22 protein-coding genes are annotated in these 26,715 nt (G+C 64.0%); 14 read left to right on the top strand and 8 right to left on the bottom strand.

The window, feature by feature from the left end; genetic code table 11:
- Positions 1 to 22: 22 nt before the first annotated feature.
- The 6 genes from LDZ28_RS26070 (at position 23) to LDZ28_RS26045 (ending at position 7,556) form a co-directional block, all read left to right on the top strand.
- Positions 23 to 991 (top strand): DMT family transporter, encoded by a 969-nt coding sequence (locus LDZ28_RS26070; protein ID WP_370652242.1) that lies wholly within the window; start codon positions 23 to 25, stop codon positions 989 to 991.
- 98 nt (positions 992 to 1,089) lie between these two features.
- Entirely contained in the window at positions 1,090 to 1,707 is a 618-nt protein-coding gene (locus LDZ28_RS26065; protein WP_244830314.1) for a flavin reductase family protein, read from the top strand.
- Between the two features lie 383 nt (positions 1,708 to 2,090).
- On the top strand, positions 2,091 to 3,404 hold the full coding sequence (locus LDZ28_RS26060) for an MFS transporter (RefSeq protein WP_244830313.1): 1,314 nt from the start codon (positions 2,091 to 2,093) through the stop codon (positions 3,402 to 3,404).
- An 83-nt stretch (positions 3,405 to 3,487) separates the two neighbouring features.
- Positions 3,488 to 5,176, top strand: coding sequence for a GMC family oxidoreductase (locus tag LDZ28_RS26055; RefSeq protein WP_244830312.1), 1,689 nt, complete (start codon positions 3,488 to 3,490; stop codon positions 5,174 to 5,176).
- Positions 5,177 to 5,204: 28 nt separating this feature from the next.
- Positions 5,205 to 6,125: a TauD/TfdA family dioxygenase gene (locus tag LDZ28_RS26050; RefSeq protein ID WP_244830311.1), complete on the top strand. Its 921-nt coding sequence runs from the start codon at positions 5,205 to 5,207 to the stop codon at positions 6,123 to 6,125.
- A 9-nt stretch (positions 6,126 to 6,134) separates the two neighbouring features.
- On the top strand, positions 6,135 to 7,556 hold the full coding sequence (locus tag LDZ28_RS26045; protein ID WP_244830308.1) for an aldehyde dehydrogenase family protein: 1,422 nt from the start codon (positions 6,135 to 6,137) through the stop codon (positions 7,554 to 7,556).
- Positions 7,557 to 7,626: 70 nt separating this feature from the next.
- Here the strand turns inward: LDZ28_RS26045 and LDZ28_RS26040 are convergent, their stop codons facing one another.
- Together LDZ28_RS26040 and LDZ28_RS26035 are read right to left on the bottom strand one after the other, a co-directional pair.
- Entirely contained in the window at positions 7,627 to 7,992 is a 366-nt protein-coding gene (locus LDZ28_RS26040; protein WP_244830307.1) for a BON domain-containing protein, read from the bottom strand.
- A 45-nt stretch (positions 7,993 to 8,037) separates the two neighbouring features.
- Positions 8,038 to 9,201 (bottom strand): porin, encoded by a 1,164-nt coding sequence (locus tag LDZ28_RS26035; RefSeq protein WP_244830306.1) that lies wholly within the window; start codon positions 9,199 to 9,201, stop codon positions 8,038 to 8,040.
- Positions 9,202 to 9,582: 381 nt separating this feature from the next.
- Between LDZ28_RS26035 and LDZ28_RS26030 the strand changes: the two genes are divergently transcribed.
- From LDZ28_RS26030 to LDZ28_RS25995, 8 genes are all read left to right on the top strand, one after another.
- Positions 9,583 to 10,179: a DUF2889 domain-containing protein gene (locus LDZ28_RS26030; protein ID WP_244830305.1), complete on the top strand. Its 597-nt coding sequence runs from the start codon at positions 9,583 to 9,585 to the stop codon at positions 10,177 to 10,179.
- A 135-nt stretch (positions 10,180 to 10,314) separates the two neighbouring features.
- Complete coding sequence (locus LDZ28_RS26025) at positions 10,315 to 13,155, top strand: LuxR C-terminal-related transcriptional regulator (RefSeq protein WP_244830303.1); 2,841 nt, start codon at positions 10,315 to 10,317, stop codon at positions 13,153 to 13,155.
- Positions 13,156 to 13,331: 176 nt separating this feature from the next.
- Positions 13,332 to 15,221 carry a feruloyl-CoA synthase gene (locus tag LDZ28_RS26020; protein WP_244830301.1) on the top strand — a complete coding sequence of 630 codons (1,890 nt, stop codon included), beginning with the start codon at positions 13,332 to 13,334 and terminating at the stop codon, positions 15,219 to 15,221.
- A gap of 44 nt (positions 15,222 to 15,265) precedes the next feature.
- A complete protein-coding gene (locus tag LDZ28_RS26015) occupies positions 15,266 to 16,405 on the top strand; it encodes an acyl-CoA dehydrogenase family protein (RefSeq protein ID WP_244830299.1) in 1,140 nt (379 codons plus the stop codon).
- 30 nt (positions 16,406 to 16,435) lie between these two features.
- Entirely contained in the window at positions 16,436 to 17,620 is a 1,185-nt protein-coding gene (locus LDZ28_RS26010) for a lipid-transfer protein (RefSeq protein WP_244830297.1), read from the top strand.
- Between the two features lie 28 nt (positions 17,621 to 17,648).
- Positions 17,649 to 18,089, top strand: a complete 441-nt coding sequence (locus tag LDZ28_RS26005) for a MaoC family dehydratase N-terminal domain-containing protein (protein WP_244830295.1) — start codon at positions 17,649 to 17,651, stop codon at positions 18,087 to 18,089.
- Between the two features lie 12 nt (positions 18,090 to 18,101).
- Positions 18,102 to 18,518 carry a MaoC family dehydratase gene (locus tag LDZ28_RS26000; protein WP_244830293.1) on the top strand — a complete coding sequence of 139 codons (417 nt, stop codon included), beginning with the start codon at positions 18,102 to 18,104 and terminating at the stop codon, positions 18,516 to 18,518.
- A gap of 24 nt (positions 18,519 to 18,542) precedes the next feature.
- Positions 18,543 to 19,367 carry an SDR family NAD(P)-dependent oxidoreductase gene (locus LDZ28_RS25995; protein ID WP_244830292.1) on the top strand — a complete coding sequence of 275 codons (825 nt, stop codon included), beginning with the start codon at positions 18,543 to 18,545 and terminating at the stop codon, positions 19,365 to 19,367.
- A gap of 81 nt (positions 19,368 to 19,448) precedes the next feature.
- Here LDZ28_RS25995 and LDZ28_RS25990 read toward each other — a convergent pair whose 3' ends face one another.
- From LDZ28_RS25990 to LDZ28_RS25965, 6 genes are all read right to left on the bottom strand, one after another.
- On the bottom strand, positions 19,449 to 20,609 hold the full coding sequence (locus LDZ28_RS25990; protein ID WP_244830290.1) for a CaiB/BaiF CoA-transferase family protein: 1,161 nt from the start codon (positions 20,607 to 20,609) through the stop codon (positions 19,449 to 19,451).
- Positions 20,610 to 20,770: 161 nt separating this feature from the next.
- Complete coding sequence (locus tag LDZ28_RS25985) at positions 20,771 to 22,327, bottom strand: long-chain-fatty-acid--CoA ligase (RefSeq protein ID WP_244830287.1); 1,557 nt, start codon at positions 22,325 to 22,327, stop codon at positions 20,771 to 20,773.
- Between the two features lie 23 nt (positions 22,328 to 22,350).
- A complete protein-coding gene (locus LDZ28_RS25980; RefSeq protein WP_244830286.1) occupies positions 22,351 to 23,145 on the bottom strand; it encodes a crotonase/enoyl-CoA hydratase family protein in 795 nt (264 codons plus the stop codon).
- A gap of 75 nt (positions 23,146 to 23,220) precedes the next feature.
- Complete coding sequence (locus LDZ28_RS25975) at positions 23,221 to 24,225, bottom strand: acyl-CoA dehydrogenase family protein (RefSeq protein WP_244830285.1); 1,005 nt, start codon at positions 24,223 to 24,225, stop codon at positions 23,221 to 23,223.
- Between the two features lie 25 nt (positions 24,226 to 24,250).
- On the bottom strand, positions 24,251 to 25,408 hold the full coding sequence (locus LDZ28_RS25970; protein WP_244830284.1) for an acyl-CoA dehydrogenase family protein: 1,158 nt from the start codon (positions 25,406 to 25,408) through the stop codon (positions 24,251 to 24,253).
- A gap of 93 nt (positions 25,409 to 25,501) precedes the next feature.
- Positions 25,502 to 26,689 (bottom strand): lipid-transfer protein, encoded by a 1,188-nt coding sequence (locus LDZ28_RS25965; protein WP_244830274.1) that lies wholly within the window; start codon positions 26,687 to 26,689, stop codon positions 25,502 to 25,504.
- Between the last annotated feature and the right edge of the window lie 26 nt (positions 26,690 to 26,715).

Genomic DNA, 26,715 nt, shown 5'->3' with positions numbered 1-26,715 from the left:
TGAACGAGATGCTCAGTATATTTTGATTTTCGAATCGTCGTGCACTGTCTACGCTAGGTGCATGACCAAGCTCTCGACACCTTGCCCGACATCCCGCCCGCTCGCGACGCGGCCGCTGCGCTTGCCTTTACCGGCATTGGAAGCGTTGATGATCGTCGCGTGGAGCTCCGGCTTCGTCGGCATGCGCTTTTCCGCCGACTACGCACCAGTTTTCCTCGTGGTGTTATGGCGTTGCGCGGCGGTCTCGCTTTGCCTGCTTCCGTTCGTGGCGCGCGAAATCATGCGCACGCCGCCCGCCGTGTTACTGCGGCACGGCGTGATCGGCTTATTCGCGATGACGGGCTATATCGCCGGCATCGGAAAGGGCATTGAACTCGGGGTATCGGCGGGACTTTCTGCGCTGATCGCAAACCTTCTGCCTGTCGGTACGGTGGTGATTTCGTCCGTGTTTTTCAGCGAGCGTAGTTCACGCCGGACGTGGCTTGGCATGGCGATGGGCGTGGCAGGCGTGCTATTCGTCAGTCGCGATGCTTTTACACTTGGTTCTGCTCCTGTGTGGGCGTACGGCCTGCCGGTGGCAGGCATGGCGTCCCTGGCCGTGGCTACGGTGTGGCAGCAACGCGCGTCCGGTCGTCTTGGCTCGCTAAGTCTATTGGCCACCCTTTGGCTGCATTGCAGCGTGACGTGCGTGGTTTTTCTCGGCCTGCAGACACTTAAAGGAAGCATCGCGCCGGTTGCCACCACGGGATTCGCCGCCAGCGTGGTCTGGACGGCGCTCCTCTCCACGCTTGGCGGATATGGTCTGTACTGGTTATGTCTGAAGCGTTCGTCAGCGGCGAGAGTATCGAGCGTCCTTTTCTTGAGCCCATCGGTCACGCTCGTATGGGCATGGGCCATGTTCGGCGAACCACTTTCCTGGTCGATGCTTGCCGGAACCGTCGTGGTGGCGATGGGGATCGTCTTGATGACGCGAACGCCTGTGCCGAGTTGACGGTCGACATTTCACATGACGCTGAAACATGCCGCAGTCGACTGTCGCAAAATGACTTGAGCATCATCTGCTTGTCCCTTGACCCGAAGGAGGACACGATGGCTCAACGCATCTTCCAGACGATCGAACCGAAGATTCTTTACTTCGGCACACCGGTCGCTCTGATCAGCTCGCTCAACGAGGACGGCACGACCAATCTCGCGCCGATGTCGTCGTTCTGGGCGCTCGGCTGGACGCTCATGCTCGGCTTGCTGGACGAGACAAAGACGGCTGAAAATCTCGAACGGCATGCGGAATGTGTGATCAATCTTCCGTCGCCGGAAATGTGGAAGCAGGTCGAAAAACTCGCGCCTCTGACTGGAAAGAACCCCGTCCCCGAGTTGAAGAAAAAGCAATTTCGCTTCGAGAAGTGCAAGTTCGAGGAAGCGGGGTTCACTCAGCTCGCCAGTGATTGCGTGAAGCCTTATCGCGTTGCCGAGTGTCCCATGCATCTGGAGGCGCGCGTGCGTCACATTCACCGAATGGGCGGCGAGAAACTTCAAGCGCTTGGCGGTGGCGTCGCCGCAGAAGTCGAGATCGTTCGCGTGCATGCAGACGAAGCCTTCGTCAAGAACATGCACCATATCGATGCCGAAACATGGTCACCGCTGGTCTATAACTTCCGCCATTACTTCAGACTCGCCGATCACGAACTCGGAAAGACGTTCAGAGCGTGAGGGTCGAGCAAGGAATTCAGCCGCGTATCCGAACGACGAGACCGCAGACTGATACTTTCTTGCATACACGCCAGCCATTGGCCGTTCTTTGAAGATTCGCGGAAGACACCGGTGCAAGGTCACTTCCTCTTGTGGAAGCCGGAAACCCACGTGCGGCCTTCTGCCCACCGCTCATCGCCGGCCATCAACAAGGTTTTCCCTCCCCTACCTGTTCCGGGTGGGTTGCCTCCCACTCCTAGGTATTACCGTGACGTTACGAGACCGTCATTGGCCTGCCGCCGTATGCGGCGAGGCCAGAAAAATACCAAGGAGACAACAATGCAACCCAGGTTCCTCACGGCCGCTTCAGGCGCCGGCGACAGCGTCAACCGGCGGGACTGAGCATGATGTCTCCGCCCGATTTCCAGTCGCGCCCGGCATGGACCATGACCGTCATGCTGACGGCCCTCTCCCTCATCAATTTTCTCGACAAGATCGTGCTGGGTCTGGTGGCCGTGCCGCTGACGGCGGAACTTCATCTGTCGCCGCAGCAGTACGGCCTCGTCGCCGGCAGCTTCTTCTGGCTGTTTTCGGCTTCGACCGTCGTCGTCGGGTTTCTCTCCAACCGCATTGCGACGCGCTGGATTCTGCTCGCCATGGGGCTGGCCTGGGCGGTGCTGCAAGTGCCGCAGGCGCTGACCACAAGCGCACTCGGGCTGCTGGCTTGCCGGGTGATTTTGGGCGCGGCGGAAGGACCGTCGTTTCCGGTCTCCGTGCACGCGCTGTACAAATGGTTTCCCGATCGCAGACGCAATCTGCCGGTGGCTGTAATCAATCAGGGAGCCGCCGCTGGCATGTTGCTGGCCGGCATGCTGATTCCGCTCGTGACGAAGCAATGGGGCTGGCGCATGAACTTCGTGCTGCTCGGCGCAATAGGCATGATCTGGTGCGTGCTCTGGCTATGCTTCGGCCGCGAAGGACCGATCGACGAGCGACGATCAGCGCGCGGCAACCAGCGTACCGCTAATCAATCCGCGCTTGCCTCATCGCAACGGCTTTCGTATCGCCGCATCCTGACGGACCGTTCGGTCCTCTCCGTGTTCGCGCTCGGCTTCACGGCCTACTGGACACTCGGACTCAGCCTGACCTGGCTGCCCACTTATCTCGAGAAAGGGCTTGGTTTCTCCGGCGTCGAGGCAGGCCGCTGCTTCGCGGCAGTGGTCGCCACGGCGGCGCCCGTGAACCTTGGCCTCAGCTGGATCTCGCAGCGCATGCTGGCAGGCGGCGCATCGAGCCGCCGGGCGCGGGTGCATCCAATCTGCCTGAGCGCCATGGCCGGCGCGCTGGTGTTCGTCTTGCTGATCCTGCTGAATGCGCCGCCCATTCAGAAAGTCGCGCTGCTAGCCATCGCCTGCGCGCTGCCGACACTGAGCTTCACGCTCGCGCCCGCCCTGCTCGCGGAGATAGTGCCGGACAGTCAACGCGGTGCGCTGGTCGCGATCCACACCGCGCTCGCAAGTCTCGGCGCCGCCATTGCACCGGCGGTGATGGGGCGGATCGTGCAGACCCACGGCGGCGGCACTAGCCATGCGTATGAACTCGGCTTCGTCGTGAGTGCCGTTTTGCTGCTTGCCGCCGCGCTCGCCGCGCTGCGCTGGCTTCGTCCCGAGCAGTCCGTGAAGACGTTGCAGCACGTGGCCGCCCGCGCCCCCGCCTGATGGACCTTGCCCCGAGGCCTCCCCACTTCCTTCCGGCGAACAAGCAGCGAAACACCGTGCTCATCTGAACCGCAAACCGAGCCATGAACAGACCTGAGAGAAATCAGCAGCCCGATACGAGCGCTGCGGAGTATGACTACATCGTCGTGGGCGCGGGATCGGCCGGTTGTGCGGTGGCGGCCAGACTGGCCGAAGATCCGTCGGTGAGCGTCGCGCTTCTCGAAGCCGGTCCCCATGACCACCACCTAAGCGTATGGGCGCCTATCGGCCTTGCGGCCACGGTGCGCAAGCACGGTCCGCGCAACTACGCCTACCACTCCGAGAAGCAGCCCGGTCTCGGCGGTCGCCCCTCCTTCCAGCCGCGTGGCCGGGGACTCGGCGGCAGTTCGTCGATCAACGGCATGGTGTACATCCGCGGGCACCGCAGCGACTACGACGCGTGGGCAAAGCTCGGCTGCACCGGCTGGAGCTACGACGACGTACTGCCCTATTTCCGTCGCAGCGAATGCAACCAGCGCTTCCTCGACGACAGCGGCGATCCCTGGCACGGCGGCACCGGCCCTCTGCACGTCAGCGACCTGCGCACGCCCAATCCGTTCTCCCGGCGTTTCGTCGCGGCCGCGCTGCAGGCCGGCTATCGCCCCAACGACGATTTCAACGGCGCGGAGCAGGAAGGCGCAGGGCTCTACCAGGTCACGCAATGGAATGGCGAACGGTGGAATGCCGCGCGCGCGTATCTGCATCGTGGCGACAAGCGCGACCCGAGCCTCAACGGAGGCCGGCCGAATCTTGCCGTGCTCACCGACGCCCAGGCGCTTCGTCTCGTCTTCAAGGGCAAGCGTGCAAGCGGCATTCACGTGGTGCGTGCGGGCGTCGAGCAAACCTTGCGGGCCCGCCGCGAGATCGTGCTCGCTTGCGGCGCGTTCAATTCGCCACAACTGCTGATGGCCTCCGGCATTGGTCCGGCCCAACATCTGCGCAGCGTAGGCATCGACGTGATTCACGACCTGCCCGGCGTCGGCGAAAACCTGCAGGACCATCTCGACGTCATCGTCAACAAGCAGGTGAGGTCGACGGACCTCTATGGCTATTCAGCCGGCGGCTTCCTGCGTCTCATGTCCGAGATCGTGCGATACCGGCGCAACCGCACGGGCATGGTCAGCTCCAACTTCGCCGAAGCGGGTGCGTTCGTCAAGACGCGTCACGACCTTGCCGTGCCCGACGTGCAACTGGCCTTCGTGCTGGCGCTGCTCGGCGATCGCAACAAAACCAAGCGCTCGAAGCTCGGACACGGCTATTCCTGTCATGCATACGTCCTGCGGCCCGAGAGCCGCGGTCATGTTCGTCTGCGCACGGCCGACATGCGCGATGCTCCGTCGATCGACCCGCGCTTTCTCTCCGCCGAAGCAGACATGGACGCGCTCGTTGCGGGCGTCAAAATCGTGCGCCGCATCTATGCGCAACCCGCTCTGGCCGATGCAGGCGGCAAAGAAATGCTCACCGACGACTTCGGACCCGACGGCTCGAACGAAGACGCGATCCGTGCGTTCGTGCGCAGTCAGGCCGACAGCGTCTATCACCCGGTCGGCACCTGCAAGATGGGCATCGACACGCAGGCGGTCGTCGATCCAAGCCTGCGGGTGCGCGGCATCGACGGTCTGCGCGTGGCGGACGCGTCGATCATGCCGACGCTCATCGGCGGCAACACGAACGCGCCGGCCATCATGATCGGCGAAAAGGCGGCGGACTTGATCCGCGCCGCAAACAGATAGATTCGGACAGCTTCAAATGGAGCATCACATGCAAGCAATCGAAACCGCACCCGCGTTCAACACGACGCACGCCGTACCCGAGAGATGGCCCTTCGCGGTGGAGCGTCACACGCCGACGATCGGCGCGACGATCGAAGGCGTCGACCTGCGCGATCCGCTCGACGACGACACCTGTCTCGCCTTGCGCCGCGCGCTGCTCGAATACAAGGTCCTGTTTTTCCGCGATCAGGACATCACGCCGGCCCAACATGTGGCGCTGGCGCGGCGCTTCGGCGAACTGGAGATCCACCCGGCGTTTCCGCATCACCCGGAGCATCCCGAATTGGTGATCCTCGGGCGCAACGAAACGCGCCGTGGACGCGAAAACATCTACCACTCGGATGTATCGTGGCGTGACATTCCGTCCATGGGTTCGATGCTGCGCTGCGTGCAATGCCCGGACGTGGGCGGCGACACGATCTGGATCAACATGGTCGCGGCCTATGCGAACCTTCCCGAGGAGATCAAGGCACGCATCGCTCATCTCGAAGCCGTCCACGACATTCTGCCGCTGTTCGGCACGGCGTTGCCGAAGGACCAGCATCCCGTCATGCGCCAGAAGTTTCCGCCGGTCACGCATCCGGTGGTGCGCGTGCACCCGGAAACCGGCGAGAAAGTTCTCTACGTCAATGAGGCCTTTACCACGCATCTATCGAACTACGGGCACGTGACGGCTGAGGCTTATCGCGTCGGCTTCGACTACAAGCTCGCCGAGATGGATCTGCTGCAATACCTGTTCCGTCAAGCTCAGGCGCCCGAATACCAGGTTCGTCTCAAGTGGAGGCCCAACACGATCGCCTTCTGGGACAACCGCGCCTGTCAGCACTACGCCGTGCAGGACTACTTCCCCGCGCCGCGCCATATGATGCGCGCCACGGTAATCGGCGACCGTCCGGTCGGCATAGCCTGAGGAGACGGCATGACAATATTGAACACGTTCTACATCGGCGGCGCGTGGGTCGAGCCGTGCGCCGGCAGCACGCTGATGGATATCGTCGATCCCGTCACCGAGGAACCAACCGGCAAGCTCGCGATGGGCACGGCAGCCGATGCCGACCGCGCCGTGGCCGCGGCACGCGCTGCGTTCCCGGCGTGGTCAGCGACGAGCCGCGAGGAACGCATCGCCTTGCTCGAACGGGTGATCGAAAGGTATCGCGCCCGTCTCGACGATCTTGCCGACGCCGTGCGCCGCGAGATCGGCGCGCCCATCGCACTGTGCAGGCACTTGCAGGCGCCGATCGGCCTCGCGCAGCTTCAGGCGGCCCTTGAAACCCTGCGTCATTTCGAATTCGAGACGAATCACGGCAAGAGCGATGTACGCCGCGAAGCGATCGGCGTTGCCGCGCTCATCACCCCGTGGAACTGGCCTCTGAACCAGATCACCGCCAAGGTCGCGCCTGCGCTCGCGGCGGGCTGCACCATCGTGTTGAAGCCTTCCGAGATCGCCCCGTTCGACGCCGTCATTTTCGCGGAAATCATGCATGAAGCGGGCGCGCCGGCAGGCGTCTTCAACATGATCTTCGGCGAAGGACGGGTCGTGGGCGAGCGATTATCCGCGCATCGCGACGTGGACATGGTGTCGATCACCGGTTCGACGCGCGCCGGCATCGAAGTCGCCATGAGCGCCGCGCCGACAGTCAAGCGAGTCGCTCAGGAGCTTGGCGGCAAGTCGCCGCTCCTGATCCTCGACGACGCCGACCTCAAGGCCGCAGTGACGAGCGGCGTCGCACAATGCATGGCCAACTCGGGGCAGACGTGTGTCGCGCCTACCCGCATGCTGGTGCCGCGCGACCGTTACGAAGAGGCCGTGACGATTGCCGCCGCCGTTGCCAACGCAGTGACGGTTGGCGACCCGGCCGATCCGGCCACGAAGATGGGACCGATCTCCAACCGCGCCCAGTATGACAAAGTGCAGCGAATGATTCGCACCGGGCTCGAAGAAGGCGCGCGGCTCGCGGCGGGCGGCGTGGGCCGGCCGGAAGGCATCTCGCGAGGTTTCTATGCGCGCCCCACCGTCTTTGCCGATGTTCACAACGGCATGAAGATCGCGCGTGAAGAGATTTTCGGCCCTGTGCTGGTGGTGATCGCCTACGACAATGAGGAAGAAGCCATCGCTATCGCCAACGACACGGACTTCGGGCTTGCGGGTTATATCGCCACCGGCGATGCACAACGGGCCCGGCGCATCGCAACGCGGCTGCGCGTGGGATCGGTGCGGATCAATGGCGCCATGATGGACATCACCGTGCCCTTCGGCGGCTATAAAACTTCCGGCAACGGGCGCGAATGCGGAGCGGAAGGGCTGGCCGAGTTTCTGGAATGCAAGTCGGTCACTGCCTGACGGAACACGTGAATCGGTGAAAAGAAAGGCCTGCAGCACGAGGCCTTTCTCATGGCGTCGCGAAGCGCCCTCAAATCGTGGACAAGGTCAGCGCGTTCTTCACTGACTTCACGCCCTCCACGCCTTCGGCCACTTGAGTGGCCAGTCCGATCTGCGCCTCTTCCGGTACGGTGCCTTCCAGTATCACCGCCCCTTCAGACGCGCGAACCGTGATGCTGGCCACCCGCAGCCCCCGAGTCTTGCTGAGTGCGCGGAGCACGCTCTTTTGCAACGCCCGGTCGGCCGCCTTGCTGGCTGCTTTGCTTGCCTTCGCATCCGATGCCGGCACGGAGGACGCGGCATAACTACCCTGAGCATGCGCACCGGAAGACCCGCCTATGGAAGCCGCCAGCATGAAAGCAGCGCCGACGAGCCGCATCGCTTTAATCGATTGCATCAGGATTTCCTTTCTCTCTTTGGTTGTCGTGAACGAACCCCATCGTCAGAAACGATGTGTCATGCCAACGAGTCCCAGAACCTGTTTCGAGCCGCTGACGACTCCCGCCACGCCGGGCCAGCTCATGTTTGCGCTGCCGTTGTCCTTCACGTACCCGGCGCGCATATAAAAACTGGTGCGCTTCGAAATGTTGTGGTCGACGCCGACCTCGACACCGAGGCTATTGTCGTGAACGCCGCGCACGACGCGTTGAAAGCCCGCAAGTTCAACGGTATCGAAAGGCGTGGCCTGAATCGTCGCGCCCAGCTCCATGATGCTGTACGAATGCACCAGAGTCTCGAGCGGCAGACTCACCGCGGGCGTCACTATTACCAGCGCGCCATCGGGCACATCCTTGGGGCGGTTGTAGGAATAGTTGAACTGGAAGTTCACGATGCCCAGCCGATACGCCAGCGCCCCGGTGAAATGCTCGGTCGCCATCAATGGGAACGATGTCAAGAGGGAAGGCGCGGCAGGCACCAGCGGCGCGGTCTCGTTCGAGCCGTGCTGATACTGATAGCCGACGCCCGCGTAAAAGCCGTAACCGGAATAGCTCGCGGCCAGGTCGAGCATGTTGCCTGAAGTGACGGCCACTGGCTGGGTCGTGGCAGACGCCAGCGCGTACATCGCATAGAGGTGAACGCCGCTCAGGTCGGGCGAGAGATAAACGATCGAACTGCTGGTTCGCCCGGACACGTACTGGGTCGCGAGAGTGGCGCGATCGGTGGCGCCGGCGAGATCGGCTGCGGCCAGCGGCGACAACGCTTCGTTGCCGCGGAACGGGTCCGTGAAATACACCGCCCAGAAGCTGGGCTGATATTGACGCCCGAAGCTCAACTGGCCGTAGGTGTCGTGCTTCAATCCCACCCAGGACTGCCGGTAGAACATGGCGGTGCTGTCGGCGAAGTAAGTGCCGTTATTCGTGTTGTACCCGCTCTCGACATCGAACACCGCCTTCAGCCCGTTGCCGAGGTTTTCCGAACCCTTCAGGCCGACCAGCGAACCTGTCGACCCGCCGCTTCGCTCGGCATATGAATGCCGTCCACCGTTATCCAGATACTGTACGAATACGTCCGCGACGCCGTACAGGGTCACGCTCGACTGCGCGGAAGCCGCCCCGGCGGCGAGCATCAAAACAGCCCCGAATACAGGTCTGATCCTGAAACGCATGCATGTCTCCCTTTGTTGTTTTGAATCCGGTGAACATGAGCAATGCCAAGGTGTGTCGACCGTGGCCAGCCAACACGCATCGAGCCGATGCCGCGATCGCCACGTCGGCGCGCGGGCCCAAGATCGACGTCTCTGTTGTCGCGAGTCAATATTGCGGGGACCGCCGGACGGAACCACTACCCGAACCGAGGGGGGACGGGAATACCCCGAGCGAGGCAAGGGCAAGCGGCACTCGACGCCTACCCGAAAGAGGGGGCGGCAAAAGCGCGCCGCGCCGTTACGCTCGACAGAACCGGTCATCAGCGTGCCGATGCTCCCGGGCATTGGTTTCTGCATGACCCATGCGTTGATCTGCTGCACTTATCCTTGAGCGAGGTGGCAATGTCCGCGATCCGATCCATGCCCGTCACGCGGCGGCCTGTGCATACCCGACGCATCGAGTGTGCGGGTTATGAAAGAAGCGACGGCCTGTTCGATATTGAAGGCCACATGATCGACACCAAGGCCGACGACGCCAATCTGATCTTCAAGGTCGTGCCGGCCGGCTCGCCAATTCACGACATGCGTATCGTCGTGACCGTCGACAGCAGGCTCGTGATCCATCGCATAGAGGCTCGCACCGAGGCCGCGCCAAGCCGCTATTGCGCGGAGATCAACGCGGCCTACGCGTGCCTCGCGGGCGTGGCAATCGGCGCGGGATTCATGAAGGAAGTAAGACGCCGCCTTGCCGGGACAAGCGGTTGCACGCATCTGAGCGAACTGCTCGGGCCAATTGCGACGACCGCGATCCAGACGCTCATAGGCTTGCGCGCCAGCGGAAAGGTCCGTCAAGAGCAGTCCGACCAAGCCGACATGCCAATGCTCGATACCTGCCATGCGTGGCGCGCGGACGGCGAGGTCGTGCGTTTCGTCTCCCGGCGCAAGCGCGAGCGCGAAGCTTCTCGGACTGCTCCTTCACGCGCCGGTAAAACATCGTAGTAGCACCATCTCGACCGCCCCGCCCCGGCGTGAAAATCCGCGACTAGCGCTGCGCTACAATAAGCCGGTCATCATTTTGTCTTCTGGCGGGCGCCGCTCAGGCGCCTAACCGGAACGCGCAAGGCGCAGGTCAGCATGCCGCAGAATTCTCCTTTCGAGGACCGTCCGCTCTCGCGCCGCCTGCAAAACGGCAGGATCGAACCCAACACCGAATCCCGTCTGGTCGCACCGCGCGGCGCCGCACGCATCGTTGCGCGCGAGCGCTTGCTCGCCCGGTTGCTCGACGCGCGCCGCAGTCGTTGCGTGATTCTTCAAGGTCCTGCCGGTTGCGGCAAAACGAGTGTCGTGATTGCGTGGCGCGAGGCCTTGCTGTCGCTCAGTTTCGACATCGCGTGGCTCACCCTCGCACCGGAAGACAACGACCTCGCCCACTTTTTCGATTGCCTCGTCGCCAGCCTCGCGCACGTCGATCCCGCCATCTCCCGCGAAGCCGGGCTGCTGGGCGGTCGTGGACTGGATGACGAAGCCGTCGAACGCACCGTCATCGCGCTCGTGCGCGGCATCGCCGGTCATCCCGGAGACGTCGTGCTGGTGCTCGACGACCTGCATCATCTCGCCAACGCACGCAGTCACGAAGCGTTGCAGTGGCTCCTCGATTACGCGCCGCCCAACCTTCACCTCGTGCTCGTTTCGCGTGGCAGCGTGCCACTCTCGCTTGGCCGGACGCGCGACGAGGGACTCGTGCTCGAACTGGACATGCGCGATCTTCGCTTCACCGCTGCGGAATCCGAACAATTCCTGCGAGAGCAGCTCGGTGAAATCAATCCGCGAGATGCCCGCTACACGCATGAGCAGACGGATGGCTGGGTCGCCGGCCTGCAACTGTGCGCGATGCGCTTGAAAAAGAGAAAACCAGGCGCGGCGGATATCGCCGGAGCCGATCTCTCGACGCACGGTAGGCTTCAGGACGCGCGCGGCCTGGCCGAATACTTCGAGCGGGAAGTGTTGTCGCGCCTTGCGCTCCCCGAGGTCGAGTTGTTGATTCGAATTTCGGCCTGCACGCTGTTTTGCGCGCCGCTGTGTATTGCGTTGCTTGGAGACGAACAGACAGCGGGCGAAGTGCGCGTGCGGCTGGCGAGACTTGAAAGCGACAACCTCTTCATTGCGCGCATCGAAAGCGCGGGCAGCGAAACGTGGTATCGGCTCAACCCGCTCTTTCGCGAGACCCTGCTCGAACGCTTTCAGGCGCGCAGCGAAGTGCATCGACGTGCCGTGCATCGGGCGGCATGGACCTGGTTTCGCGATCACGATCATCCCGACGAGGCGGTGCGCCACGCATTGCTCGCGGGCGAAGCGGCCGCCGCGGCCGATCTCGTCCAGTGCGTTGCCCGCACCATGCAGGTCGCCGGGAAACTGCGCAAGCTCGTCGGGCTCATGCGGCTGCTCCCATGCGTCGAGGTTCAGGCTCGCATCGGTCTGCGGCTTCTGATGGCGCATCTGCATCTGTATGCGCGCGAATTCGGCGCCTGCGCGGCGGCCATCGCGCGACTGCACGACGACATTCCTTTCGCCGACACTCAATCGCGCTACCGCCTGGCTCTTTTGCGCACGGCGCTCGCCGTGCAACGCGACGACCCCGACGCCGCCGCCTCGATGTTGCCGCAACTGCTGGACATTCCCGCCGACGCGGACAGTCTCGCGACGGGCGCGCGCACCAACCTGCTCTCGTGGATCCACATGCGCCACGGCGCGTACGAAGAGGCGCGGCGCGTGCAGACGCAGTCGGCGCAACTGCTCTTCGAAGGCGCACCGCTTTCCGGCACGCCAGCGGGCGCGCTGAACGGCCGCTGCATGATCGGATTCAGCCATGCGCTGGAAGGCAGGTTCGTACAGGTCGAGCGCATTGCCCGCGACGTACTATGCAAGGCCGACAGACTCGGCAGTGCGGCCGCCGAAGCCGCATGTTTCGCCGCCGCGTTGCTGGCCGAAGCGCTCTACGAGTTCGGCGAACCCGGCGCCGCGCGCAAGCTGCTTGAAGAGCGTATCGACGTGCTGGAGCGTGTCTCCATCCCCGACTCCGTGCTGCGCGTGTTCACCGTGCTTTCGGCGGCGCACTGGACGACCGGGCATCGGCTGAACGCGTTCGCATACCTCGAACGGCTTGAACGATACGCGACGCAACACGGCCTCGTGCGGCTCGTCGCTCATGCCGTGGCCGAACAGACGCGGCGTCATCTGTCATGCGGACAGTTCGACGCGGCGCAAGCGGGACTGACCCGCCTCGACACGATGGCCGCGCACAGCGACGCCGCCCCTTCCACGACCGTCGCGGAGATTCGGGCGATGGCGGCACGCGGGCAGATCGACTGGTGCATGGCGCACGAAGACTGGGAAAGCGCGGCACTGCGTCTGCAATCGCTCATTCCGTTTTACGAAGCGCACGGCTGGCAGCGGCACGTTGCCTGTCTGCAGATGCAGTCGGCATTGGTCGATGAGCGGCGCGGCCGACCGGACGCGGCGCGCGTGGCCGTGCTGGCCGCATTGCGGCGCGGACACCGGCTCGGTCTCATACGCAGTTTGCTCGATACGGACCCCGGCGCCCTCGATCTCATCACTCATGTCGAGCAGAGTGAACCGCACGATCCCGTGCTTTCCTTTTACGTGGACCGATTGCATGCCGCGCAACAAGGCACGCCGCGCAGCGGTGCCAAGCCAGCCGCGCGGCTCAACAACGCGGGCGGGAGCATCGACACGTTGAGCGAACGCGAAACGCGCGTGGTCGGATTGCTGGCGCACGCGCTGCCGAATAAAAAAATCGCGCGCACGCTCGGCATTTCGCCCGAAACCGTCAAGTGGCATCTGAAAAACATCTACGGGAAGCTCGGCGTGGCAAGCCGCGACGAAGCAGTCGCCCGCGTGCGCGATCTCGAACTGAGCAATGCGACGCTAGGCAGCGCCGCCAGTGGAGCAGGCTGACGAGCCCTGACTCGTTCTTGCGCAGCCACGCCACCCGCCTTGGGTGGTTCCGTCGCAGCCGCAACGCACTATCCTTCGATTCAAGGGGTAGTGCGTAATCATTGCGCACACAAAACTCCACGAAATAACGCCGGTGCGCGCCGCGGTGCGCACTGAAGCCAAGGAGACAGGCGTAAATGAGTACGCTGATGGATGACGTATCTGTAGTAGCGCCTTATCGTCCCGTGCGTTTCCCGGAGCGCCGGCCGCACATCGAGCACCGTCCCGACGGCACGCTTATCCTCAGTTCGGCGAGCGCGCCGCCGGTCATTGCCGAGCGCAGCTTTGCCGCGTTCATTCCCGCGTGGGCCGAGCGTCGCGGCGACGACACGGCATTCGCCGAGCGCGATGCAACGGGCGCATGGCGCACCATTAGCTGGCGCGAACTGTGGGTACAAGTCCAGACGGTTGCCGCCGCGCTGCTCGAAATGGGACTGGGTCAGCAGCGTCCCGTGATCCTGCTATCAGGCAATTCGATCGAGCAGGCGGTATTGCTGCTCGCGGCCGAATACGTCGGCATTCCAAGTGCGCCGGTGTCGCCTGCTTATTCGCTCGTCAGCCGGGACTTCGCGCGTCTCAAAGGCGTGCTGCGAATGGTTCCGCCCGCCACGGTGTTCGTGCAGGATGCGGCGCAGTTCGCGCGCGCGCTTGCCGCTCTCGCCGCTTCGGGCGTCGCGGGCACATCGATCATCACCGTGCGCAACGCCGCGCCCGGCCACCGCACCTGGGCCGACTTGCTCGCCAGCGGATTGACGCACGCGCGCAGCGCCGCCGTCGCGGCAGCGCATGCATCGATCGACGGCGCCCACACCGTTCGCGTGCTGTTCACCTCGGGCTCGACCGGTGTTCCGAAGGGCGTGCCGCTCACCTACGGCAACTTCAGGGCAGTCGCGTCCTACTACGCCGACAACCTCGGCTGGCTGCTGGAATCGCCACCGGTCTTTCTCGACTGGCTGCCCTGGCATCACGGTCTGGGCGGCGTGCTCAATCTCGGCCGTTCGATCCAGTTCGGCGCGACCCACTATATCGACGACGGCCGGCCGCTTCCGGGGCTGATCGAGCGCACGGTTCGCAATCTGCGCGACGTCTCGCCCACCGTGTTCACGAGCGTTCCCTCGGCGTGGGCCGTACTGGCGGGCGAACTCGAACGTGACCCCGTGCTCGCGCGGAGCCTGTTCGCCGACGTCCAGTATTTCGGCTATGGCGGGGCCAGCCTTCCCGCCGACGTGTGGAATCGCATCCAGCGCGTCGCCGTCGATACCATCGGCCGGCGCATCGTCTTTTCGACCGGTCTCGCCTGCACGGAAACGAGTGGCATGGGCACGTATTGTGGCTGGCCGTCGAAGGACCTCGGCAACATCGGCGGCCCGGTGCCCGGCTCCGAAGTGAAGCTGGTGCCGCTCGACGGCGGCGACGGACGCTACGAGATCCGCATGCGCGGCGCGAATGTCTTCGGCGGCTATCTCGACAATCCGGAACTGAGCGCGGCCGCGTTCGATTCAGAAGGCTTCTTCCGCCTCGGCGACGCCGTCCGTCTGGCCAATCCGGAAGACGCGGGCGAAGGCCTGCTCTTCGCCGGCCGCGTGGTCGAAGACTTCAAGCTCACCAACGGCACCTGGGTACGCACGGGCGCCGTCCGTCTCGGTCTGCTCGAACTGTGCGCCCCGCTCATTTCGGACGCGGTGATCTGCGGTCACGATCACGACTATCTCACCGCGCTTGCATGGCCGAACGTGGCCGCCTGCAAACGGCTCGCCCCCGAGCTTGCCGAACTGGACGCGGAAGCGCTCGCCCGGCATCCGCTCGTGGTGGCCGCGCTGCGCGAACGCCTCGTCACTCAGCGAGGCGGTGGCGCCAGCCGCACCATCGAACGCGTGATGCTGATGGCGGAACCGCCTTCCATCGACGCCAACGAAATCGCCGAAAAAGGCTACGTCAATCAGGCCGTCACCCGCGCGCGGCGCGCTCATCTGATCGAGCCTCTCTTTCACGCCGAGCCGGCCGCGCATATCGCCTGCGCACGGTAAGCCTCACACCCGGATCAGGCGGATCTTTTCTCAGGAACTTAGTCATGCACATTACTCGAACCGTCTTCCGCGACGATCACGAAATGCTGCGCACCAGCGTGCGCCGCTTTCTGGAACGGGAATGCGTTCCGAAACAGGCCGAATGGGACAAGACCGGCCGCGTCGATCGCGAAACCTGGCTGAAGGCGGGCCGTGAAGGACTGCTGTGCCTGACGCTGCCAGCCGAATACGGCGGAGGCGGCGGCGATTTCGGGCATGCGGCGGTGCTCAACGAGGAAGTGAATCGCGCAGGCCTGAGCGGGCTGGGCTTCGGCGTTCACTCGGACGTCATCGCGCCTTATATCGCGCGCATCGGCAGCGAAGAGCAAAAGCAGAAGTGGCTCCCCAAAGTCTGCTCGGGCGAGGCAATTCTCGCCATCGCAATGACCGAACCGGGTACTGGCAGCGACCTCAAGTCCGTGCGGACGAGCGCCGTGCGCGATGGCGACGAGTACGTCATCAACGGCAGCAAGACCTTCATCAGCAATGGTCTGAATGCCGACCTGATCATCGTGATCTGCAAAACAGACCCGAGCGCGGGTTCGAAGGGCGTGAGCCTGATCGTGGTCGAGGCAACTCGTCCGGGATTTCGCCGTGGCCGCAAGCTCGACAAGGTCGGCATGCACGGGCAGGACACCGCCGAGTTGTTCTTCGACGACGTGCGCGTTCCGGTCGCCAACCGTCTCGGCGAGGAAGGTCAGGGCTTTGCCTACCTGATGGGTGAACTGCCGCAGGAGCGTTTGTCCATCGCCATCGGCGCGGCGGCGAAGCTCGAAGCCTGTCTCGAACATACGCTGAACTATGTGAAGGACCGCCGCGCCTTCAATCAGACCGTATGGGACTTCCAGAACACGAAGTTCAAGCTTGCCGACATCAAGGCCCAGGCCACGGCCGTGCGCCTGATGGTCGATCACTATCTGGCCGAGCACGTGCGCCGTCGCCTGACGCTCGAAGAAGCCGCCATCGCCAAGCTCTACGCCACCGAGACACTTGGCAAGGCGCTCGACGAGATGGTGCAGCTTCACGGCGGCTACGGCTACATGCTCGAGTACCCCGTCGCACGCGCTTTCGCCGATGCGCGCGTGAACCGCATTTATGGCGGCACGAGCGAGGTCATGCGCGACCTCATCTCCCGCAAGCTGTAAGTCGAACCTTCTTTCCCACGGAGCAGTGATATGACTCGTAACGTCTTCGTCGCCGGCGTCGGCATGATCCCGTTCAAGAAACCCGGCACCAGCGACACCTACGACGTGATGGGCGCCGGCGCGGTTCGCCAGGCACTGGCCGATGCCGGGCTCGACTACGCCGACGTCCAGCAGGCCTACGCCGGTTACGTCTACGGCGATTCGACCTGCGGTCAGAAAGCGCTCTACCGCGTGGGCATGACCGGCATTCCGGTCATCAACGTCAACAACAACTGTGCAACCGGTTCGTCGGCGTTGTTCCTCGCCCGTCAGGCCGTCCAGAGCGGCGCGGTGGACTGCGCGCTTGCGGTCGGCTTCGAATTCATGCAGCCGGGCGCGCTGTCATCGAAGTGGAGCGACCGCGCACCGGCGCTCGAACGCGCGCTGGATCTGGTCAACGAACTGGTCGACCGAACCGATCTGCCGTCTGCCATCCGCCAATTCAGCGGCGCGGGCCGGGCGCACATGGAGAAGTACGGCACCCGCCTCGAAACCTTTGCCAAGATTCGCGCGAAGGCGAGCCAGCATGCGGCGCGCAATCCGCTCGCCGTGTTCCGCAATGTCGTGACGCCGGAAGACGTGCTGGCCTCGCCGATGATCTGGGAAGGCGTGCTGACGCGCCTGATGGCCTGTCCGCCGACTTGCGGGGCAGCTGCGGCGATCGTTGTGTCGGAGGCGTTCGCGCGGCGGCACGGCTTGCGCACCGACGTGCTGATCGCCGGCCAGTCTCTCACCACCGACGAGCCGAGCACTTATGACAGCCGCGACATGATCCGCGTGGTCGGCTTCGACATGACGCGCTCCGGCGCGAAGCTCGCGTACGAGCAGGCAGGCGTCGGTCCCGAAGACATCGACGTGATCGAATTGCACGACTGCTTCGCGCAGAACGAGTTGTTGACCTACGAGGGCCTTGGTCTGTGTGCCGAAGGCGATGCGGAAAAACTCGTCAACGACGGCGACAACACATACGGCGGCAAGTGGGTGGTCAATCCCTCGGGCGGGCTCTTGTCCAAGGGTCATCCGCTCGGCGCGACCGGCCTTGCCCAGTGCTACGAGCTGACCCATCAGATGCGCGGCACGGCCGACGAACGTCAGGTGGAAGGCGCGAAGGTCGCGCTGGCGCATAACCTCGGGCTCGGCGGCGCGTGCGTCACGACCGTGTACAAGGCCGCCTGATGCCGCGCCTTCCGATGGAGTATCCGACATGATCGACAAGAAGCACATCGGCCTGGTGATTCCGGCCTTTCGTACCGTGGCCGAAGCGGGACGACTGCGCTTTTTCGCGAAGGCGATCGGCGAGACCAACCCGATCTATTTCGATGAATCGGCGGCGCGCGATGCCGGCCACCCCGGCCTGCCACTGCCGCCCACCTTCCTGTTTTCACTGGAACTCGAGCAGCCCGATAAAAGCTGGCGCGACGAGATCGGCATTCAGGTCGCGCGCATCCTGCACGGCGAGCAGTCGTTCACCTATCACCGTCTGGCCTATGCGGGCGACGTGCTGCGCTTCGAGTGCCGCATCGCCGACATCTACGACAAGAAAGGCGGCGCGCTCGATTTCGTGGTGCGCGAAACGCGTGTGACCAACCAGCATGGCGAGCATGTCGCGGATCTGCGCAGCGTGCTCGTGCATCGCAACGGCTGAGGAGAAACCCGAATGACACCATTGAGTTTCGATGACATCGAGGTGGGTGACACACTGCCGCCGCTCACGCTGGCGCCCGTCGACCGCACGACGCTGGCGCTTTTCGCAGGCGCATCCGGCGATCACAACGCGGTTCACATCGACCTCGATTTTGCACGGCGTGCCGGCATGCCCGACGTCTTTGCGCACGGCATGTTGTCGATGGCCTGGCTCGGCCGCCTGCTGACGCTGTGGACCGACCAGCGCAATCTGCGGCACTTCGGCGTGCGCTTCGTCGGCATCACGCAACTGGGACACCGGATCACGTGCAGCGGACGGGTCGTCGACAAATCCGAGGCGAATGGCGAACGTCTCGTGAAGGTCGAGATCCAGACCACCAATCAATACGGCGAGCCGCGCGTCCTGGGCGACGCGTCGATCGCACTGTAGTTTCGTTTCATCAAGGAGATAGACATGGGTAAGCTCGACGGCAAGGTAGCGCTCGTCACCGGTTCCGGACGTGGTATTGGCCGCGCGATCGCGGAGAAACTGGCAAGCGAAGGCGCGCGTCTCGTGATCAACGACCTCGACGCCGAGCCGGCGCACGAAACGGTCGAGGTTTTGAAGAAGATGGGCACGCAGGCCGTCGCGGTCGTCGGCAACGTAAGCGCGCCCGACTTCGCCGACCGCTTCATCGGCACGGCGATGAACACGTTCAAGGGCATCGACATCATCGTCAACAATGCCGGCTATACGTGGGACGACGTGGTCCAGAAGATGACCGACGAACAGTGGTACGCGATCATCGACTGTCACATGACCGCGCCGTTTCGCATTCTGCGCGCCGCCTATCCGCATGTGAAGGCGTTGCATGCCGCCGACAAGGAAGCCGGCCGCGACGTATATCGCAAGGTCGTGAATATTTCGTCGGTATCGGCGCTCACCGGCAATGCCGGGCAGATGAACTATTCGTCGGCGAAAGCGGGCGTGATCGGCATGACGCGTGCGCTAAGCCGCGAGTGGGGGCGCTTGAACGTCAATGTCAACTGCGTGGCGTTCGGGTTGATTCACACGCGCATGACGAAGGCGGATGCGGATTCCGGCGCGACGGTCAGGATCGAAGGGCGCGATATTCGCGTGGGCGTGAATGCGGAGCGGCTAAAAGCGCATGCGATGAGCAATCCGCTGGGACGCGGGGGCACGCCGGAAGAAGCGGCTGGCGGCGTCTATCTGTTTTGCTCGCCCGAGTCGAACTACATCACGGGGCAGACGGTCGCGGTAGCCGGCAATCTGCAGTGATGCGGGCAGTGGCATGAACGCACAACGGTCCGGCTCGAAGCCGGACCGTTTTTTTTGCTACCGCGTATGACTCGGACGGGCTCAGCCCTCTGCCTGAAAGCCGACCCCGTGAAGGCGCATGCGATCGATGGCGGCGTCGTCGAACCCCCAATCGTGCAACGCACGCAGCCCCCCTTCACCGCGTTGCGGCGCGGCGCGCGTGACTCTCGAAGGCGTGCGAGAAAAACGCGGTGCGGGTGCAGGCTGAACCACGCCAGCCACCTCGACGAAACTGCCGCGCGCCTGATGCTGCGGATGAGCCGGCGCCTCCGAAAAGCTCAAAACCGGTGCGACACACGCGTCGCTACCTTCGAACACGGCGCACCATTCATCGCGCGTGCGTTCGAGAAAGGCCGCCGCAAAGCGTTCGCGCAGAACCGGCCAGCCGCTGCGATCGTGCTGCTCCGGCAATTCCGCGCCTGCGAGGCCGAGCTTCGTGAGGAGTTCGGCATAGAAACGCGACTCGACCGCGCCGACCGTCATGTATTGACCATCGCGAGTGCGGTAGCTGTCGTACCAGGGCGTGCCGCCATCCAGCAGATTGCTCTCGCGCTCCTCGCGCCAGTTGCCCGAAGCGAGCATGCCCCAAAAGATCAAACCCAGTTGCGCCGCGCCTTCGATCATCGCGGCATCGACTACCTGACCTTCGCCGCCACGCTGAACGTCGAAGAGCGCCGCCACCACGCCCAGCGCGAGAAGCATGCCGCCACCGCCGTAGTCGCCGACAAGATTCAGCGGCGGCACCGGCGCTCCGTCAGCGCGGCCGATGCCGGACAGCACGCCGGACAGCGCGATGTAGTTCAGATCGTGCCCCGCGCGCGCGGCGAGCGGACCCGTTTGCCCCCAACCGGTCATGCGTCCATACACGAGTCGCGAGTTGCGCGACAGTGCGGCTTGCGGGCCGAGCCCAAGGCGTTCCATGGTGCCGGGCCGAAAGCCTTCGATCAGCACATCGGCGCGGGAAATCAGATCCAGCGCGGCTTCAGCCGCTTCGGGTTGCTTCAGATCCAGCGTGACCGAACGACGACCGCGCCCCGTGACATCCGCACGGTTGCCGTTGGTCTTCGGACCCAGATCGGCGTGCGGACGGGGCCGGTCGACTCGCAAGACATCCGCGCCCATGTCGGCCAGCAACATGGCGCCGAACGGCCCCGGACCGATTGCCTCGAATTCCAGCACGCGTACACCGCTCAAAACACCCATCGTCCCTCCCTTGTCGATTTTGCATGACGGTGCGTTCGGCGCACCGCGGTAGATCGGCTTTCCGTCTTCCGGATGACGGCCTCGATTCAGTGGAAGTAAGCCAGAATGCAGGAGAAGCGGCACCCCCCTGGCCGGGTGGAAGGCTTCGCTGCCTGACTTCGTTAGTTGACGGCGCGCGCCCTGCCCGCCCAGTATGCCGCGCGGAGTTCGCGCTTGAGGATCTTGCCCGCGCCCGACAACGGCAGCCGCTCCCGAAACTCGATCGTTCTGGGACATTTATAGCCGGCGATGAACGCGCGGCAATGCCTGCGTATCTCTTCTTCGCTGGTCGTTTCGCCGGGCTTGCACACGATCACGGCGTGGACCGCTTCGCCCCACATGTCATGCGGCACGCCTATCACCGCACACGCGGCGACCGCGCCGTGAAGTGAAATCACGTTTTCGACCTCGGCGGAATAGACGTTTTCGCCGCCGCTGACGATCATGTCCTTGAGCCGGTCGACGATGTACAGATAGCCTCGGTCGTCCATATACGCGCCGTCGCCAGTATGCAGCCAGCCGCGACGTAAGGCCCGCGCGGTTTCCTCCGGCTTGTTCCAGTAGCCCGCCATTACGTTCGGTCCGCGCACGACGAGCTCCCCTACCGTGCCGCGCGGCACTTCCTGGCCGTGCACATCGACCACTTTCACCAGCAGTCCGGGCAGCCCACGGCCGATGGAGCGATAAAGGCCGCTCTTTCTCGCCGCGTCATCGTGATTGGCGGGCGGATTGACGGAGATGCTGGGACAGGCCTCGGTCATGCCGTACGAATGCGCCAGTTCGACACCCGGCAGGCATTCGATCACGCGATTCAGCAACGGCTCGGGAATAGGCGACGCGCCATAGGTGAGGCGCCGCAAGCGCGACAAATCGGCTTGGGCAAAATCTGGGTGATTCAAGACGGCCTGGATCATCGTCGGCACGAGCAGGGTTTCGCTGACGTGCTCCTGATCGATTGCCTTCAAGACTTCGCGCGCGTCGAAGGCGGGAATGATCACATGCGCCTCGCCCGCAACGAACTGCACGAGCGCACGCCCCAGAGCCGCGACATGAAAAAACGGCGCGGCGTGCAGCACCGCGGTCCCGGCGAGCGGCGCCGATTCCGCGATCCGCATGATGCACGACGACCACATGTTCAGATGCGTCTGCATCACCCCTTTCGGAACACCGGTGGTGCCGCCGGTGTACATGATGCAAGCGAGGTCGGCGCCGCTGCGACCGATGTCCTCCATCGGCGCGGCTGCCGCGATCAGGGCGTCGAACGACAGCATGCCGTCCGGCGCCGCGCCATCGCCTGCGTGAACCAGTATTGGAACGGTTCGCACGAGGCGGCATACGTCGCGCGCGGTCTCGAGGTGCTGGTCATCCACGATCAGGATGCGCGTGTCGCAATCGTTCAACGAATAGGCGATCTCCGCGGCGCTCCAGCGAATATTGACGGGATTGAGCACGCCGCCGCCCCACCAAACGCCCATCGCATACTCGAGGTAGCGGTCGGAATTCAGCGCCAGCATGCCGACTCGCTCGCCCTCCGTCAGGCCGAGTTCGACCAGAGCCGACGCAAGCCGCGCGACGCGATCGCCGAATTCACGAAAGGTCCGCCTGCGCCCTTTGAACGATACCGCCGTCCGGTCCGGGTTCTGCCGAAGCGAGCGATGAAGGCCCTGAGTCAACTGCATGCTGTCTTCCCTCTGCCGGCGCGTTATCCGTTGAACGACGGCTGCCGTTTGTCGATGAAAGCGGACACGGCTTCGCGGTGATCGTCCGTTTGATGAGCCAACGCCTGATAAGCCGCCGACATTTCCAGCAGCGTGTCGAGCCGGCAATGCATGCCTTCGCGCAGCAGCCGTTTGGCAAGGCGCACCGCATGCGGCGGATTGGCCGCGATGTCCTCGGCGAGGGCGCGCGCGGTCGCAAGCAGCGTGTCATGCGCAACGACGCGCGATACGAGATTCCATTCGAGCGCCTGCTGGGCGCCGATCACTCGGCCGGTGAAGGTCAGTTCCGCCGCCCGCGACAGTCCGATGATGCGTGGCAGGAGCCACGCGCCACCATCGCCGGGAATGATGCCAAGCCGGACAAAACTCTCGGCGAACTTTGCGTGTTCCGACGCAATGCGTATATCACACATGCAAGTGAGATCCAGTCCGGCGCCGATTGCCGCGCCGTTCACCGCCGCGATGACAGGCACTTCCAAATTGAAGAGCGCGAGCGGCAACTGTTGAATGCCTCGCCGGTACTCCTGACGGATCTCCATGCCTGACATGGACCCCGATGCATGCCGCTCCATGTCATGGACGTTGCCGCCCGAAGAGAAGGCCGTTCCGGCACCGGTCAGGATCACGGCCCGCACCGAGCGGTCCGTCTCGATCCGCCTGATCGCGTCGAGGAATTCGTCCACCGCCGTGTTGCCGGTCAGCGGATTGCGGCGCTCGGGCTCGTTCATCGTCAGCGTGACGATATGACCATCCTGCTCGTACTTCAGAAAGTCGTTCATGGAATGTCCGGTCGTTATTAGAAGCCGTCGTCTCCGGCCGTTTTGTCTCAGGCCGTTTTGTCTCAGGCCCGTCACTCAGGCCGTTTCGAGCGGTGCGGTTCGTGCGAAGTCGGCGATCGTGGGGGTCATCCGCGCGAGCGCCGCCTCGCCGACCACGCAATTCCAGTACGCCTCGGAACCGTCGGCCATGCGCCATTCGTGCAGTCTGCGCGTATAGAGCTGCAGATCGTACTCCGCGGTCACGCCGATAGCCCCGTGCAGCGCGTGAGCGGTGGACGCCACCAGCGGCACCGCCATGCTGGTGCGCGCCTTGGCGATCGCCGTCGCGAGCCGCGCCGGCACAGGGCCGGCGCCGGAAAACGCCAGTTCGGCTGCAATTGCCGCCGCGCTCGTGTGCTGGGCCATCACACTCAACTGATGTTGCACCGCCTGAAACTTGCCGATGGACTTGCCGAATTGAGACCGGTCGTTGCAGTACCGAAGCGTCATGCCGAATACACGATCCATCGCACCAGAGATGGCTGCCGCGTGAATGGCCGCGCTGAACAGAGGCACTTCCTCGCCGCTACGACCGAGCGGCGCGGGAACGCGGTCGCCGCGCCATGTCAGGGTTGCCCACAGGCTGCCCCGCACGCCGCCCGGCTCGCGTGCGGCATGGTTCGCGTCGAGCAGAAGCAGAGCGCCATCGAGATTCGCGAGCACATATTCACAGATGGTCCCGAACGGCGTGGCGGGCGCCTCCAACGAATGGTGCTCATCGTCAAGGCGTCGGCAGCGGCCCGCCAGCGTGATCATGCCGGCTGGAGCCGCAATGCCGCTCTCGCGCAACAACGCCCGCGCCGCGATGCTCTGCGCCACCGGCGCGGGCGTGGCGAACCGCCCCAGCGTGACGAAGACAGGCGCGAGCGCGGACAGCGCAAGCCCGGCACCGCCCGCGCTTTCCGGCGTCAGCAGTTCCAGAAAGCCGGCTTCTTCCAGCGCAGCCCAGATGGCCGAGGGCGAGCCACCGTTTTCGATGGCCCTGATGGCGTCCGGAGTCGCGTAATCGCGCAGAATGGCCTCGATTGCTTCCGTGAACATGGGAGTCTTTCCTGATGCATGAGAATTAGCGCAAGCCCAGGCCGCGCGCGATCATGCCGCGCAGCACTTCGCGCGTGCCGCCGCGCAACGAGAATGCAGGGGAAACTTGACTGAGATAGGCCAGCGTCCGGTACAGCTCGGGTGCGATGGGCCGTGCCGGATCGGCCGTGATCGCGGCTTCCAGCAGCGCGGGTATGGTCTGCTCGAACTCGGTGCCGATGTCCTTCACCAGGGCGGCCTCGACCACCGGGCTCTCGCCACGCGCGAGCCGCGCCGTCACCGCGATGGACATGCAACGCAATGTCGCCAGTTGCGCGACGAGGCTGCCAAGCAAAGCAAGGTCAGCGGGTTTCGCACTCTCTCTTCGCAAATGGGCGACCCAGCTATCGAGCAGCACGACGCTCGAATAAAGCCGCTCCGGGCCGCTACGTTCGAACGCGAGTTCCGCGGTCACCTGTTCCCAGCCTGCGCCTTCCTCGCCGATCAGCGCTTCGTCGTTGAGGAAGACATCGTCGAAGGTCACTTCGGAGAAGTGCGCGTCGCCCGTGAGGTCCACGATAGGCCGCACAATCACGCCCGGCAACGCGAGATCCACGATGAACTGCGACAAACCCTTCTGGCGATCCTCCGGAGCTCCCGACGAACGCACGAGCGCGATCATGTACTGACAGTGCTGTGCATTGGTCGTCCAGATCTTGCGGCCGTTCAGCCGCCAGCCGCCTTCACTGCGTACCGCGCGGGTTCGCACGCTGGCGAGATCCGAGCCCGCGTTGGGTTCGCTCATGCCGATGCAGAAAAACGCCGACGCGGCGCAAATGCGCGGCAGGTAGAAGTCCTTTTGCGCCTGAGTTCCGTAGCGCAGGATCAATGGACCGCTTTGCCGGTCCGCGATCCAGTGCGCGGCCACCGGTGCGCCAACGGCAAGTAATTCTTCCACCAGCACGAAACGTCGAAACGCGTCCATTCCCGCGCCACCGTAACGCGTGGGCAGCGTGAGCCCGACCCAGCCGCGCGCGGCGAGCCGACGGCTGAATGCGGCATCGAAGCCCATCCATGAACGGGCGCGGACGTCGGCCGCGGCGTGCGGCTGATGTTCCGCGATGAACTCCTTCACTTCCGCGCGGAAGGCTTCGGCCTCGGCGGGCAACGCCGTTAGATGAAAGGCATCCAGCAGATTACTCACGTCTCGCTCCCCGTGTTTGCATGACAGACGTCCGATGAACGGCGCCCGTGTTCGAAGTGCGAAGTCGAATGCATGGTCACGCTCGAAGCCGCGTCAGTTCGTGCCGTAAAGCGTGACCACGCACGCACCGCCCAACCCGAGGTTGTGCTGCAACGCATGCCGCGCGCCCTCGACCTGACGCCGGTCCGCGCTGCCGCGCAACTGATGCGTGAGCTCGTAACACTGCGCAAGCCCCGTCGCGCCCAACGGATGTCCCTTCGATAGCAGCCCGCCCGACGGATTGACCACGACCTTGCCGCCATACGTGTTGTCGCCGTCCTTGACGAATTTTTCCGCGCCGCCTTCCGGACAGAAGCCCAGCGCCTCGTAGCAGATGACTTCGTTGTGCGCGAAACAGTCGTGCAGTTCGCATACGTCGATATCCTCCGGTCCGATACCCGCGTTTTCGTAGACCTTGTTGGCCGCCGAACGCGTCATATGCGTGCCGACGTAATTGAGCATCGACGGCGGATCGAACGAAGCGGGCGGATCGGTGGTAAGCGCCTGCGCGACGATCCGCACGTCGTTGCGCAGTCCGTGCTTCTTCGCGAAACGCTCCGACACGAGGATGGCGGCAGCGCCGCCGCACGTTGGCGGGCATGCCATCAGGCGCGTCATCACACCGGGGATCAGCACCGTATCGTTCATGACGTCTTCGGTGCTGACCTGCTTGCGAAACAGCGCCAGCGGATTGTTGGCGGCGTGACGGCTCGCCTTGGCGCGCACGGCGGCGAACGTTTCCATCGTCGTGCCGTGACGCTTCATGTGTTCACGTCCCGCGCCGCCGAAGGTTCGCAACGCCTGTGGAAGATGCGCGAGGTCCGCCGTCAGGCCATGCATGATCGGCACGAACCGTGCGCGCGTGACCGGGCGGTCGTCCCAGTGCGACTTCAGCGCGCCCGCCTGCATCTGTTCGAAGCCGAGCGCCAGCACGCACTCGGCGTCGCCCGTGGCAATGGCCTGACGCGCGAGATAAAGCGCCGTCGAACCCGTCGAACAGTTGTTGTTGACGTTGACGATCGGGATGCCCGTCATGCCGACTTCGTACAGTGCGGTCTGGCCGCAGGTGGAATCGCCGTAGACGTAACCGGTAAAGGCCTGTTGCACGAGGTCGTAGGGAATGCCGGCGTCGGCGAGTGCGCGGCGCGTCGCCTCCGCTCCCATTTCGATGTAACTCTGGCTCGCGCCCGGCTTGGCGAATTGAATCATTCCAACGCCTGCCACCAGCACTTTTTCGCTCATGATGTTTCCCGCCAATAGTAGGGATG

Origin of the sequence: Caballeronia sp. TF1N1 (genome assembly GCF_022878925.1) — a bacterium.
GTDB lineage: Bacteria > Pseudomonadota > Gammaproteobacteria > Burkholderiales > Burkholderiaceae > Caballeronia.
This window is presented reverse-complemented; position numbering and strand designations above follow the sequence as displayed.